At 56.1% G+C, this 13,089-nt stretch carries 10 protein-coding genes and 1 pseudogene; 3 read left to right on the top strand and 8 right to left on the bottom strand.

Going from position 1 to position 13,089, the window contains the following annotated elements:
- Window positions 1-132: 132 nt before the first annotated feature.
- From citG to DXXMK7_RS09535, 8 genes and pseudogenes are all read right to left on the bottom strand, one after another.
- The gene (citG, locus tag DXXMK7_RS09570; RefSeq protein WP_038918884.1) at window positions 133-1,041 is read right to left on the bottom strand and encodes a triphosphoribosyl-dephospho-CoA synthase CitG; all 909 of its coding nucleotides are present in this window, start codon (window positions 1,039-1,041) and stop codon (window positions 133-135) included.
- The gene (citX, locus tag DXXMK7_RS09565) at window positions 1,019-1,561 is read right to left on the bottom strand and encodes a citrate lyase holo-[acyl-carrier protein] synthase (RefSeq protein WP_193745945.1); all 543 of its coding nucleotides are present in this window, start codon (window positions 1,559-1,561) and stop codon (window positions 1,019-1,021) included. Before citX ends, citG begins: the two co-directional genes overlap by 23 nt.
- The gene (gene citF, locus DXXMK7_RS09560; RefSeq protein ID WP_038659240.1) at window positions 1,558-3,087 is read right to left on the bottom strand and encodes a citrate lyase subunit alpha; all 1,530 of its coding nucleotides are present in this window, start codon (window positions 3,085-3,087) and stop codon (window positions 1,558-1,560) included. Before citF ends, citX begins: the two co-directional genes overlap by 4 nt.
- Before the next feature lie 106 nt (window positions 3,088-3,193).
- Complete coding sequence (gene citE, locus DXXMK7_RS09555) at window positions 3,194-4,084, bottom strand: citrate (pro-3S)-lyase subunit beta (RefSeq protein ID WP_038918883.1); 891 nt, start codon at window positions 4,082-4,084, stop codon at window positions 3,194-3,196.
- Window positions 4,084-4,374, bottom strand: coding sequence for a citrate lyase acyl carrier protein (gene citD / locus DXXMK7_RS09550; RefSeq protein ID WP_033568418.1), 291 nt, complete (start codon window positions 4,372-4,374; stop codon window positions 4,084-4,086). The genes citE and citD overlap by 1 nt, the downstream gene beginning before the upstream one ends.
- Window positions 4,375-4,406: 32 nt before the next feature.
- Window positions 4,407-5,451, bottom strand: a pseudogene (gene citC, locus DXXMK7_RS09545) ([citrate (pro-3S)-lyase] ligase).
- Window positions 5,452-5,526: 75 nt separating this feature from the next.
- The gene (locus DXXMK7_RS09540) at window positions 5,527-6,411 is read right to left on the bottom strand and encodes a fumarylacetoacetate hydrolase family protein (protein WP_038659250.1); all 885 of its coding nucleotides are present in this window, start codon (window positions 6,409-6,411) and stop codon (window positions 5,527-5,529) included.
- A 64-nt stretch (window positions 6,412-6,475) separates the two neighbouring features.
- Window positions 6,476-7,843, bottom strand: a complete 1,368-nt coding sequence (locus tag DXXMK7_RS09535; RefSeq protein WP_038659253.1) for a 2-hydroxycarboxylate transporter family protein — start codon at window positions 7,841-7,843, stop codon at window positions 6,476-6,478.
- A gap of 427 nt (window positions 7,844-8,270) precedes the next feature.
- Here DXXMK7_RS09535 and DXXMK7_RS09530 point away from each other — a divergent pair, with 427 nt between their 5' ends.
- The 3 genes from DXXMK7_RS09530 to DXXMK7_RS09520 all read left to right on the top strand — a co-directional run bounded on the left by DXXMK7_RS09530 (window position 8,271) and on the right by DXXMK7_RS09520 (window position 12,961).
- On the top strand, window positions 8,271-9,866 hold the full coding sequence (locus DXXMK7_RS09530; protein ID WP_038918882.1) for a sensor histidine kinase: 1,596 nt from the start codon (window positions 8,271-8,273) through the stop codon (window positions 9,864-9,866).
- A gap of 24 nt (window positions 9,867-9,890) precedes the next feature.
- Window positions 9,891-10,616 carry a response regulator gene (locus DXXMK7_RS09525; protein WP_033568413.1) on the top strand — a complete coding sequence of 242 codons (726 nt, stop codon included), beginning with the start codon at window positions 9,891-9,893 and terminating at the stop codon, window positions 10,614-10,616.
- Between the two features lie 386 nt (window positions 10,617-11,002).
- On the top strand, window positions 11,003-12,961 hold the full coding sequence (locus DXXMK7_RS09520) for a methyl-accepting chemotaxis protein (RefSeq protein WP_038918881.1): 1,959 nt from the start codon (window positions 11,003-11,005) through the stop codon (window positions 12,959-12,961).
- The last annotated feature ends 128 nt before the right edge of the window (window positions 12,962-13,089 follow it).

Below are 13,089 nucleotides of genomic sequence, written 5' to 3'. Positions count from 1 at the left end.
CTTTAGGGTTTTATCTGTTCATTCGCTTATGCACTGTACGCATGGAACATCCGGCACACAGTAACGCCCCGCAGCGCGAGGCGAAAACTCATGAAAAGAATGGGGGGACTGCTTGCCAATAATAGACGAGGTTCAGACGCGGGGATAGTGAGAAAGCAGCCAGGTTAGCGCCAGCAGATCGGCGCTACCGCCAGGGCTGATGTTACGCTCGACCAGCGCCTGATTCATCTCCTGCAGCCCCTGTCGGGTCACACCGCCGGACAGCAATGCCCGCGCATACGACTGTACGAACGCCAGCCCTTCCATTCCGCCACGGGAGACTACGTTGGTATCCGGATTGTGGGCCATTAATACCACCAGCGTCTGCAGCAAGGCCGATTCGTCGTCCTGCCCCTGAGCGCGAGCGCGCAGATAAGCGGGCAGCGCATGCTGACGAACGGTAGCAAAACCGCTGGCGGCTTCTCCCCGCGCACCGGTCAAGCCGTGACGCCGGAACAGATGTTCTCCAGCCGTCGCGGTGTGCTGACTGTTCTCCAGCTCATTACGCACCAAATCGGCGCTCATCCGCGCGGCGCACTGGCACAGGCTGTCCTGCGTCAGTTGTAGCCGACGGCCCGCCAGCCAACCGGCTGCGCTGCACAGTAATCCAAAGGCGAAAATGCCGCCTTTGTGCGTATTCACGCCGCCCGTCGCAGCCAGCATCGCCTGTTCGGCGGCGATGCCGATAGGCCGCGCCTGCGGCAGGAGCTGGGTTATCGGCAACGCGCTATGCGCCATGCCTGCTTCGGTAAAACGTGAAAACCAGGGAGCCAGCGCGGCGATACTGGCCTGAAACAGCGGCACATCCATATCGCGATGAGCGCCGTTGTTATCCCGATCCACCAGACCGGGTTTTGGTGTCAGCATCACCTCAATGGTCAGGGCGTCAGCCACCTGCTGGTGAATAGTAGGTAGTGCCACCAGCGCGCCGGTGGCATCAGGAAATAGCGTTGTCAGTAACGGAGAGGAAACACTCGACTCAGTGTGCGTTAAACCAGGCATGGAGGATACCCTCGATTTTTTCAATCACGTCCGGTAACGCATGGCGGCGCGAACGCGCGCAGGCATGCGCCGATTCATCACAGAGTATACATCGACGACGATCATGCGCCAGTAACGTTCGGCTGATCGACCCTTCCTGCGGACAAAATACGTCAAAATCCCACAACCGCCCCAGCGGGTGCTGATCTTCCAGTGCAATGGCCGCCGCCTTAACGCTCAATGCATCCTTGGTGATGACCCAGAATGCCTCTGCGCCGGTATCCAACCAGTGCAACTGTTGCTCCAGCGCTTCCCAGCCGCGCGCCAGGCACAAGTCATTGAACGCCGCGACCGCTTCCGTCATCGCCCGGCGATATAGCGGCGAATCTTTAACCGGACCCGGCGTCACCAGCGTCAGCGACACCAGCGTAGACTGGTGCCGCGCCAGCAATTGCTGCTGGCGGGCACAGCGGCGTTCCTTCGCCGCCAGCAGGCTTTCCAGTGGGACGGCGACCGTTGAGTCTATCGCAGCATCGCTCACTCGTTGTCCTCTTTAACCTGACGTACCACGTCAATCACGCTGCCGTCACGGTAGCGAATCACCCCGACGATGCGATCGTGGAATTCAATGGCTTTAGGTTCGCCCACCAGTTGAATCGCACGCTGGTACAGTTCTTCAATCGACATCACGCTCAGACCGGCGTTGATCAGGCGTTCCGCTACATCCGGACGCGCCGGGTTAACGGCGATGCCGTGGTCAGTCACCAACACGTCGATGGCGCTGCCCGGCGTCACGCAGGTCGTTACCTGACGGACTACCGTCGGAATACGGCTGCGAATCAACGGCGCGACCACGATAGTCAGGTTAGCCGCCGTCGCCACGTCGCAATGGCCGCCGGACGCGCCGCGCATGACACCGTCGGAACCGGTGATCACGTTGACGTTAAACTGGGTATCGATTTCCAGCGCGCTCAGAATCACCACGTCCAACTGGTCGCAGCAGGCGGCCTTGGAGCTGGGGTTGGCGTAGACATTGGTGGAGATTTCCACATGGTTGGGGTTCTTCGCCAGCGATGCCGCGGCGTTGGCGTCAAAGCACTGGGTGTCCAGCAGCTTTTCAATCAGTCCTTTTTCATGCAAGTCGACAATGCTGCCGGTGATGCCGCCGAGTGCGAAACTCGCCACCACGCCCTGCTTCTGCATGCGATCTTCCAGAAAACGGGTACAGGCGGTAGACGCTGCGCCGGAACCGGTCTGGATCGAAAAGCCCGGTTTGAAATAGCCGGAGTGTTCGATCACGTCTGCCGCGCTGCGGGCAATCAGCAGTTCGCGCGGGTTGCTGGTGACGCGCGCCGCGCCTACGCTGATTTTCGCCGGGTCGCCGACTTCTTCCACCGGCACCACAAAGTCCACCTGGTCCTGCACCAGACTGGCCGGCATGTTAGGGAACGGCACCAGACTTTCGGTCAGCAGCACTACTTTACCGGCGTACTGCGCATCGACCATCGCGTAGCCGAGCGAGCCGCAGCGGGATTTACCCGACGTGCCGTTGGCGTTGCCGAATTCGTCGCTGCTCGGCACCCCGAGGAATGCGACGTCAATCTTCAGCTCGCCGCTCTGCAGCAGATGCACGCGGCCGCCGTGAGAGTGAATCTGTACCGGCTCTTTCATCAGGCCGTGAGAGATGGCGTCCGCCAGCTTGCCGCGCATGCCGGAGGTGTAAATACGGGTAATCACGCCATTGCGGATATGCTCGATCAGCGGCGCGTTGCAGGTCATCAACGAACTGGAAGCCAGCGTCAGGTTTTTAAAACCCAGACGGGCCAGGGTGTCCACCACGTGGTTAATCACCTTGTCCCCTTCACGGAACGCGTGGTGGAACGAAATCGTCATGCCGTCCTGCAGCCCGCTTTTGCGAATGGCTTCTTCCAGATCGGCGCACAGCTTGCGCTGGTGTTTTTCGGTGACGTCATTCAGCCAGGGGGTACTGTGGTTGGCATTGACGAACGGTTGCAGATGGCTTTTTTCTGGATATTGCTTCTGCAGTGCTTCAATAAAGTTACTCATGATCCAATCCTGTCATTGCGAGGCCCGCTAGCGCGATATCACGCCGCCAGCTGGCCAGTGCGGAAACTATTACAAACCAGACTCCATCCGGTTACCCGGCCTGCGTTTATTTGCGCACGCCGGAGGCCAGCGCACGCTCCACCACCCGGCGGGCGTGGTCGATAATCGGGCCGTCGATCATTTTTCCGTTCAGCGAAATTACCCCCAACCCGGCGCGTTCGCCGTCTTCCGCCGCCTTGATGACCAGATGAGCGTAATCCACCTCATCCTGAGTCGGCGCGTAGGCGTTGTGCAGCAGTTCGATCTGGCGCGGGTTGATCAGCGACTTGCCGTTGAAGCCCAGTTTGCGGATCAGTTCCACTTCTTTCAGGAACCCTTCTTCGTCGTTGACGTTGGAGTACACCACGTCAAAGGCGTCGATACCGGCAGCGCGAGCGGCATGCAGCACCGCGCAGCGGGCATAGAACAACTCGGTGCCGTCGCCGCGTTCGGTTTGCATATCCATCACATAGTCGAACGCCGCCAGCGCGATGCCGATCATGCGCTCGGAGGAGCGGGCGATAGACACGGCGTTGATCACCCCGACCGCGGACTCGATCGCCGCCATGATGCGGGTCGAACCGACTTCACGACCGCACTCTTTTTCGATGCGCGCCAGATGGTGTTCCAGCTCGGCGACATCGTCGGTAGAGTCGGTTTTCGGCAAACGGATGACATCCGCGCCGCCTCGCACAGACGCTTCCAGATCCTTAAGACCGAACGGAGTATTGAGCTGATTGATACGCACCACGGTTTCGATGCCCTGATACATCGGGTGCTGCAACGCATGGTGAACCAGCAGGCGCGCGGTATCTTTCTCACGCAGGGAAACGGCGTCCTCCAGGTCAAACATGATGGAGTCCGGTTTGTAGATGAAAGCGTTGGACAACATGGCGGCATTCGCGCCCGGCAGGAACAGCATACTACGGCGCAGTTTTTTCGGCTGAGTGGTGCTCATCACAGTTTCTCCCAGTCAATCTGATCAACATCGGCGGCACGCAGCACGGCGCTCTGCACCCGGGCACGAATTACGCAATCCAGCGCGCCCTTGTCTTCAACCACGATGGTGCCGGACTCTACGCCCAGCGTGCTCAGGGTGTCGTTCACCACCTGCTTGATCTGTGCGCCAAACTGTTTGATGACTTCACTGTTTATCACCACGGTCAACTGGCCTTCCGCCGGCGCCACCTTGACCAGCAAGTCGCTGGATTCAAAGGTGCCCGCCAGGGCCTCCTTGATAATTTTCATGTTGTTTACCTGCTTAATACATTAAAAACACGTTACGCACAGGCGAGTTCGCCATAGCGTTGTAAATGCGCAAACGTAGTCGCCGGGACGATCTCGCGGATATGTTCAAACTGACGCAGCTTCAGTAACCGGCGCACTTCAGAGGCGGAAATCGCCAGGCCGGAGTGTTCGCGAGTGCGTTCAATTTCCACCACTTCCAGCGCCGGCGCGGCAACCTGCCCGGCCTGCTCCAGCCAGTGGTGCATATCCTGGTTATAACGGTGCGTTACCGGGCAGAAGGGTTCTGTGCCGACAAAGCGCCGGGTAATACCGAGCGCCGGTGCGATGTACTGGCGAAAGATGATCAGATCCAGCGCCGCATGGGCCTGAGTAATCAGTTGCTCTTCTTTCAGGAAATAGCCCGGAAACGTGGCTTTGGAGATCATGTATTCCGACCCGGCGTGAACCGTCAGATTCGGGATGTGCGCCACCCCCTGACGTACCATGTCCAGCCGTTCGGTGAACGGGAAAAAGGACACATCTTCCCGCACCACGAAAATATGCAGCCAGTCACAGGCACGGGCGGCTTGCTCCGCCAGATAACAATGCCCCAGTGTGAACGGGTTGGCGTTCATCACAATGGCGCCGATATCCCGACCCGGTTTGACCTGTGTCGCCAGGGACTGGCAATACTGTTTGATGCCGATAGGCGTATTTTCCATCAACACGGCCTTGTCTTCATAACAGGCCAGCGGGTAGAAACCGCAACCGCGGAAAAACCGTGATATTGCAGGGGCGGGTGTAGAGAAACAGATGGAACTGGCCACGTTCGGCGGCGAACTGCACCACCTCGTTCACCACTTTCACCCCCAGGTTGAGGTCACGATAGCCGGGATCCACCGCCACACACTTGATGGTATTCGCGCACAACCCGGCACAGGCAACCAGTTGGCCGTTATGCCTGCCCACCACAAAAAACTCGATATCCTTGTCCATGCCCAACTGGCACATCCCGAGAAACTGACTGACTTCAGCCACTTCACGGGGTTGGACGCGAACATCCAGCGTGGAAAAAGTAAAACTCTCATCGGCGTACATAACGGTTATCCTGCTTTTTGCTGTACCACATAACTCGTGGGGTCGACGCCTCCGGCGAACCGGAGGCGATGCCTGTCAGTGCCCCACAGCGGCGGGTGCCGCTCGCGGGGTTTTCACCGGCTGAGCGACTTCACCAATGGTGTTGCGCAGGTGACCCACGTTTTCAATTTCCACTTCAATGCTGTCGCCCGGTTTCATGAACAGCGGCGGAGTACGTTTCTTACCGACGCCGCCAGGCGAACCGGTAATAATCACGTCACCGGCGCTCAGCGCGGTGAAGGTACTGATGTACTCAATCAGATCCGCCACTTTGTGAATCATGCTGGCGGTATTATCGTCCTGTACCATGCGGCCGTTCAGGTAGGTACGGATGGCCAGCGCGTGCGGATCCGGAATTTCGTCACGGGTAGTGAGGTAAGGCCCGAACGCACCGGTTTTCTGCCAGTTCTTACCGGCGGTAAACCAGCTGTGCTGCCAGTCGCGGGCGGAACCGTCCATATAGCAGCTGTAACCGGCGACAAACGACAGCGCTTCGTCGCGGCTGATGTTCTGACCATCTTTACCGATGATGACCGCCAGCTCGCCTTCATAGTCGAACTCGCTGGAGTAGTGCGGCTTGAGCACCTGGGTGCCGTGGCCGGTCTGCGAGTCGGCGAAACGCACAAACAGCGTCGGCGCCGGGTTCTGTTCGTTGAACTCTTTACGTTTGTCGGCGTAGTTCATGCCGACGCACAGGATTTTGGACGGCGCCACAATCACCGGCAGGAAGGTCACGTCTGCCACGGCGACGTCCGGAGTCTCGCTCTGGAAAGCCGCAGCTTCCTGGAGCGCATCGCCAGCCAGCAACGCTTTCAGGTCCGGATAACGGTCGCCGAGCCGGCTTCCCAAATCAATCAGGCCCGCAGGCGTGTGGATCCCGTAGCTGTTTTTGCCGTGATGGCGGTAACTTGCAAGTTTCATAATCTTTCCCGTTTAAATAAGGCCGCTTGCTATCGCGGCGTTATTTGTTTTTGTCATACAACCGTCACACCAGGAACTTGCCAAGAACCAGCAAGGCCACGGAGACGTTGATTGCCCCACCAATACGGGTAGCAATCTGAGCGAATGGCATCAGCACCATACGGTTGCCGGCGGTGAGAATAGCCACGTCGCCGGTACCGCCCTGCCCGCTCTGGCAGCAGGAGATGATGGCAACATCAATCGGATGCATACCGATTTTCTTGCCGACGAAGAAACCGGTGGTAACCAGCGCTACCACGGTGGAAACAATCACCAGCAGGTTGGTAATGGTGAACGCGTGCACCAGCTCTTCCCACGGCGTGATCGCCACACCAACGGCGAACAGAATCGGATAGGTCACAGACGTCTGGAAGAATTTGTAAACCACCTGGGAGCCTTCCAGCAGACGCGGAGACGCACCATTGAGCAGTTTCACGATCACCGCGGCGAACAGCATGCCTACCGGGGCCGGCAGACCAATCAGCTTGTAGCCCAGCATACCGATCATGTACAGCAGGATAGCCAGCAGAGCGCCCGCAGCCAGATTGGCCGGGTCCATTTTGCCGCTCAGCGTGCTGGTGAGTGTGGCCGGAGCCTGTTCGGTGCCGTTTGCCTTGTTCGGCATCAGGTCGCCTTCACCGGTCAGGTGCGGATAACGTTTACCCAGTTGATTCAGTACACCGGCAAGAACGATAGCGGTCAGGCTGCCCAGCATGACGATTGGCAGGATACGGCCCAGCGCGACGCCCTGTTCCATGTGCAGCAGCGTGGCGTAACCGATAGAGAGCGGAATCGCCCCTTCACCCACGCCGCCAGCCATGATCGGCAGCACCAGGAAGAAGAAGATCTGGAACGGGTCCATCCCCAGCATAATGCCGACGCCCATACCGACAATCATGCCCACTATTTCACCGCACAGCATGGGGAAGAAAATACGCAGGAAGCCCTGAATCAGCGTCTGCCGGTTCATGCTCATGATGCTGCCGACGATAATGCAGCAGATATACAGATACAGAATGTTGGTGGATTTATAGAATTTGGTGGTGGAGTCTACAACCACCTGCGGCAGCAGGCCGTAATACACCAGCGCAGACGGAATAAAGGTGGCGCAGATGGCCGCCGCACCCATTTTGCCGATAAGCGGCAAACGCTTACCGAACTCACCACAGGCAAAACCGAAGAACGCCAGCGTGGCGACCATCACCACGATATCGCTGGGCAGTTTCCCTTCAAGGCAGTCCAGTGCAATCAATAGCCCGGCAAGGATAAACAGCGGCACTGGAATAACACCAATTTTATAGTTATCCAGAACATGCCACCATTTTTCTTTTAATGAAACCTTCCCAGAGGCCTCATCTTTTACAACGATATAAGAATCATCAGTGGTACTCATAACTTTCTCCCCTTGTTATTTTCCCGGGCATAGTAAGAGCTCAACACCAATTATTATGTGACAATCCTCAAATTAAAAAATGAGTTTTAATGGTGCTTATGGTTTTTATGGTTTTTATTAATTTTTAATTATAAATCAATAAAATAAAAGATCATCAAGCGAGGATTATTTTCGTGGTTTTTATGGTTTTTATGAAGCGAATGGCACCTATTCCGTCGATGGAATTATATGTTGAAAAAAAGTAATTAAAATGTCCTCTGTCCGTGACGCTTAATTTACGCTTTATTTAAAAATGCAGAAATAAGAATACTATTTTCACAATTTACGCGGAGCGCTTCACAAGACTATTTTTTATACCCTTTCTTGTACGCCTTTCATGATAAATTAGCCATCTTCGTTTCCGCGCTTTACCGGTGATTAGCACATTATGACTGTCAGGCTACCGTTCCATCTCAAGCTGTTCATCTACCTGATGATCTTTTTTTCTCTGCTGCTTATCACCGCGGGGCTTTACTATTACCGGGCGGTAGACCAGCAACTTTATGATGAACTGGGCAGCCGGGCGCAGATTCAGGCACGTGAAATCGCGATTATTCCCTCACTGGTTGAGGCGGTAAAACACGGCGACACCGCCACCATCGACGACCTGGTCGACCAAATCAAGGCACGCAGCGACGCCAGCTTTATCGTCATCGGCGATCGCAACGCCACCCACCTTTATCACTCGGAAGAACCCTCGCTGCTCGGCACCGAAATGATCGGCGGCGATAACAAAGAGGTGCTGGAAGGGCAAAGCACCATCACGCTGCGCCGTGGCGCCATCGGTATTTCGCTGCGCAGCAAAGCGCCGATCATGGAAGGCGATCAGGTTATCGGCATTGTCTCGGTGGGGTATCTGAAAAAGCGCATCGACAACCTGACATTCAGTAAAGTCGCCCATGTCGGCCTGGCGATCGTCGCCATGCTGGTCGCCTTGTTCTTTTTCTCCTGGTGGTTTTCCCGTAACCTGAAAAAGCAGATGTTCGGGCTGGAGCCGCTGGAAATCCGGTTGCTGGTCAGGCAGCAAAAGGCGTTGCTGGAGTCCATTTATGAAGGCGTGATCGCCATCGACAAGCAGCGTAACATCGCGGTGATCAACCATGCGGCAAAAGATTTGCTTGGTCTGACCATGCCCTCATATCAGTTACGCGGTAAACCGATCGATGATGTCATCGCGCCGGTGCCGTTTTTCTCCAATAAAGACATCTGGGTCAACGATACCCATGATGAGATCTGCCGCTTCAACCAGATTACGGTTATCGCCAGCCGCGTACGCATTATGCTGGAGGACGAACTGCAAGGTTGGGTCATCAGTTTTCGCGACAAGAACGACCTCCACACCCTGAGCATGCAGCTCAGCCAGGTGAAACGCTACGCCAACAGCCTGCGCATTCTGCGGCACGAACAACTGAACTGGACCGCCACGCTGGCCGGGCTGTTGCATTTACGCCGTTATGATGAAGCCGTGCGTTACATTGAGGCGCAGTCCGAAGGGGCGCAGGTGGTACTGGATTTTATCTCCAGCCGCTTTTGTTCCCCGGCGCTTTGCGGCCTGCTGCTGGGTAAATACGCCAGCGCCCGAGAAAAAGGCATCGAACTGCGTTTTGATCCGCGCTGCCAGCTCAGCGGCATCCCCGCGTCCCTCAGCGAAACAGAGTTGATGTCAATTATTGGGAATTTAATCGATAATGCAGTAGAAGCCACACTGGCCAGTACCCCGGCTTACCATCCTGTCGAAGTGTATATCCACGATGGTGAGCAGGAACTGGTCATTGAAGTCGCCGATCAAGGTACAGGGATTGACCCCGCCATTGCGGATCGGGTATTTGAAATGGGCGTCACCAGCAAACAGGAAGGCGATCACGGGCTGGGCCTGCATCTGGTTTCCAGCTATGTCAGCCAGGCACAGGGTGTGATCGAGGTTTCTGACAATTCGCCTCACGGCGCTATTTTTTCTATTTTCATTCCAAAAACCACCATATAACCAAAAACAGGGAATACGAGCACCATGCCGATTGCGAGCACCATGCCGACTGAACGAACCATTGAAAACTTCGACGTACTGATCGTTGAAGATGAAAGAAAGCTGGCAAATATCCACGCGGAATTTATCGAAAAGAATTTCGCGCTGCGGGTGGTGGGCACTGCGTCAACCCTGAACGAAGCCAAACGCATGCTGCAACAGTACAAACCCCGTCTGATGCTGCTGGATAACTACCTGCCGGACGGCGAAGGCGTTCAGCTGATCGAAAGCGACCTGATGCGCAGCATCAACTGTTCGGTGATTTTCATCACCGCCGCCAGCGACATGAACACCTGCGCGCAAGCCATTCGGTGCGGCGCCTTTGATTACATCATCAAGCCGGTGTCCTATCCGCGGCTGCGCTCATCGCTGGAGCGCTTTATCCAGTTCGTCAAAACCCAGCATACCTACAAGGTCGTCGATCAGCAGAACGTGGACGTGCTTTATCAGTTGCAGGCGTCTACCGTACCTAACGGGCCGGGCAGCAAAGGCATCGAAGAAAACACCCTTAGTCTGATCAAACAGATCTTTCAGGACGATCCACAAGCCCTGTTCTCCGTGGATGAAGTGGTGGAAAAAACCGGATTAAGCAAAACCACCGCCCGGCGTTATCTGGAGTTCGGGCTTGAAAACCATTTTCTGGATGTAGAAATGCGCTACGGCAAGATTGGCCACCCCCGGCGCCTATACCGCAAAAAACACCTGGACTGACACGCACGTTCGAGCGCCCTTTCCTGCCCGCCATACCAGCCTTGCCGGTATGGCGTCCCCCTCACCAGCCGCCTCTTCACGGTATGAAAGCCTCGTGTAACGTCAGAATGCCTGGGTGGATGGTGGTTCGGTAAGCGGCAGAATGGCGCGTTTCCAGCCGGCCGTCGATTTCAGTCAACAGACCTAACGTGCTTAGGCATTTCGCCAGATAAACAGCCTCACGTCACAAAAAACTATCAAGCAGCGCAAGTACAACTAAATCTCTATACTGCAGGCACCGATAACACACTGACCGGACGTCGCAAAAACGTGGCTTATGCACCACCGACGTTCACAGCACCAGACCAATAACAACACTCAGGTAATTTATTTCAAGGAGTACGGCAATGGGGTTCAGCAGCACGATAAAAAATACCAAAATTTCTCACAAACTCTACCTGGGATTCGGCGTAGTGTTATTGCTGGTGGTAATGGCTTCCTCACTCAGCGCGATACGCTTTCGCGACATTCGCGACATCTACGAAAAAACCAATCTGATTTACAACATCAATATTGAAGTCTTCCAGGCCAAAATCAACCGCCTGAAATATTTCTATACTCCGGACGACAGCACGCAAACCGTTCTGACCGGTTTCGTCAAACACGCCGCCGACCTGACCCAAAGCGCCCACACGCTCTCCTGGCACAGCGACGAACTCGGTTACATCAATGATCTGGATAAGATCATGGTGGATTTCCAGAAATCGGTCGCAGATATGTCAGCCGCCACGCAACAGGTGGTCGCGCTGAGAAAGCAGATCGCCACGCTGAATACGCAGGATGCCGTCAAAAGTTTTCGCGACGGCCTGCAAAATCAGCAACTGGACACCGCGTTGTACCAGCGCGTGGTTGAATTGGCTTACGCCACCGCGTCGCTGAAGAACCTCTCGTATGAATTGCAGCTTACCGGCACTGACGATGCCGCCAAGGCGTTTAGCAGTCGCTATGTCGAGGTGCAGAAGGCTTATCAGGCTCTGCTGCCGACGCTCTCCGGCGAAACGCAGAAACTGGCGGAAGATCTCTGGAAATACACCGGGCAATACGCCTCGCAGAATCAGGACTATTCCCGTGCCTGGAGCGATCTGAAAAAAGCGGAAAATGCCGTGAAGACCGGCGGGGATAAAAGCAGCGCGGTGATCAAATCTCTGCTCACGACGGTGAAAAACCAGAACGATGCGCTGGCGTACGGTTCAGCCAACATTACACTGCTGATCGGGTTGATCGCGGTGATCATCGGTATCCTGATTGCCGTCTATATCATTCGCCAGATCACCCGCCCGGTAATGCATAACCTGATGCTGGCGGAACGCATCGCCAGCGGCGACCTGACCGCCACTATCAACGTCGATCGCCACGATGAACTGGGCAAGCTGACCGCCGCGATGGCCGCCATGAACGACCGTCTGCGTCAGATGATTTCCGATGTCCGCGACAGCGTTGGTCATGTCACCCATTCTGCCGCCGACATTGCCGCCGGCAATAGCGATCTCGCCTCCCGAACCGAACAGCAATCCGCCGCCGTGGTGCAAACCGCCGCCAGCATGGAAGAACTGACGTCAACGGTGAAGAACAACACGGAAAACGCCCGTCATGCCAGCCAGATTGCTTCCGACGCATCCCAAAATGCGCATAAAGGCGGCGAAGTGGTGCAAAACGTGGTGAAAACTATGGATGATATCGCCGCCAGCTCGAGGAAAATCGCCGATATCACCGCGGTCATCAATAGCATCGCTTTCCAGACCAACATTCTGGCGCTGAACGCCGCCGTGGAGGCCGCTCGCGCCGGCGAACAAGGACGTGGTTTTGCCGTGGTGGCCGGCGAGGTGCGCAGCCTCTCCCAGCGTAGCTCTCAGGCCGCCAAAGATATCGCCGCCCTGATTGCCGAATCCGTGGAAAGAACCAATGCCGGCAGTACGCTGGTAGCGGAAGCGGGACAAACCATGGAGAGCATCGTCAACTCGGTATCTCGCGTTAACGATATTATGGGCGACATTTCCTCCGCCTCGGAAGAGCAAAGCCGCGGTATCGAACAGATCTCCCGCGCCATAACCGAACTGGACAGCACCACGCAGCAAAACGCCGCGCTGGTTTCGCAGTCATCCTCTGCCGCCAATGCGCTGGAAGAACAGGCGATGCTGTTGGAAAAACTGGTCGCCACGTTCCGGTTGTCCGAATCCCCGGCGACATCACCGCGCCCTGCTGCGCTAAATAACCCGCGTCGCCCGCTGCAGGCCCTGCCCGCCGCCGGTAAGGCATCGGCGAAACCGGCCGCTAAAAATCATCAGGACGACTGGGCTTCCTTTTGAGCGCACTGACTTGTGGTCGCGCTGACTTGATAGTTCAGACGTTATCCTGACAAACGGCCCGCTTCTGGCGGGCCGTTTCTTTTTGATACACACGAAAACCAGAGATGGCGGACGGATGTTAATGAGGA

The sequence above is a fragment of the Dickeya sp. MK7 genome, assembly GCF_000406305.1.
Classification (GTDB): Bacteria; Pseudomonadota; Gammaproteobacteria; order Enterobacterales; family Enterobacteriaceae; genus Dickeya; species Dickeya fangzhongdai.
The sequence above is the reverse complement of the archived record's forward strand: the minus strand, read 5'-3'. Positions and strand labels throughout refer to the sequence as shown.

What these genes read in the sequence shown, in the direction of transcription:
- citG (WP_038918884.1), bottom strand. Translation starts at nt 1,041, where the DNA reads ATGCCTGGTTTAACGCACACTGAGTCGAGTGTTTCCTCTCCGTTACTG.
- citF (WP_038659240.1), bottom strand. Translation starts at nt 3,087, where the DNA reads ATGAGTAACTTTATTGAAGCACTGCAGAAGCAATATCCAGAAAAAAGC.
- citE (WP_038918883.1), bottom strand. Translation starts at nt 4,084, where the DNA reads ATGAGCACCACTCAGCCGAAAAAACTGCGCCGTAGTATGCTGTTCCTG.
- citD (WP_033568418.1), bottom strand. Translation starts at nt 4,374, where the DNA reads ATGAAAATTATCAAGGAGGCCCTGGCGGGCACCTTTGAATCCAGCGAC.
- DXXMK7_RS09540 (WP_038659250.1), bottom strand. Translation starts at nt 6,411, where the DNA reads ATGAAACTTGCAAGTTACCGCCATCACGGCAAAAACAGCTACGGGATC.
- DXXMK7_RS09535 (WP_038659253.1), bottom strand. Translation starts at nt 7,843, where the DNA reads ATGAGTACCACTGATGATTCTTATATCGTTGTAAAAGATGAGGCCTCT.
- DXXMK7_RS09530 (WP_038918882.1), top strand. Translation starts at nt 8,271, where the DNA reads ATGACTGTCAGGCTACCGTTCCATCTCAAGCTGTTCATCTACCTGATG.
- DXXMK7_RS09525 (WP_033568413.1), top strand. Translation starts at nt 9,891, where the DNA reads ATGCCGATTGCGAGCACCATGCCGACTGAACGAACCATTGAAAACTTC.
- DXXMK7_RS09520 (WP_038918881.1), top strand. Translation starts at nt 11,003, where the DNA reads ATGGGGTTCAGCAGCACGATAAAAAATACCAAAATTTCTCACAAACTC.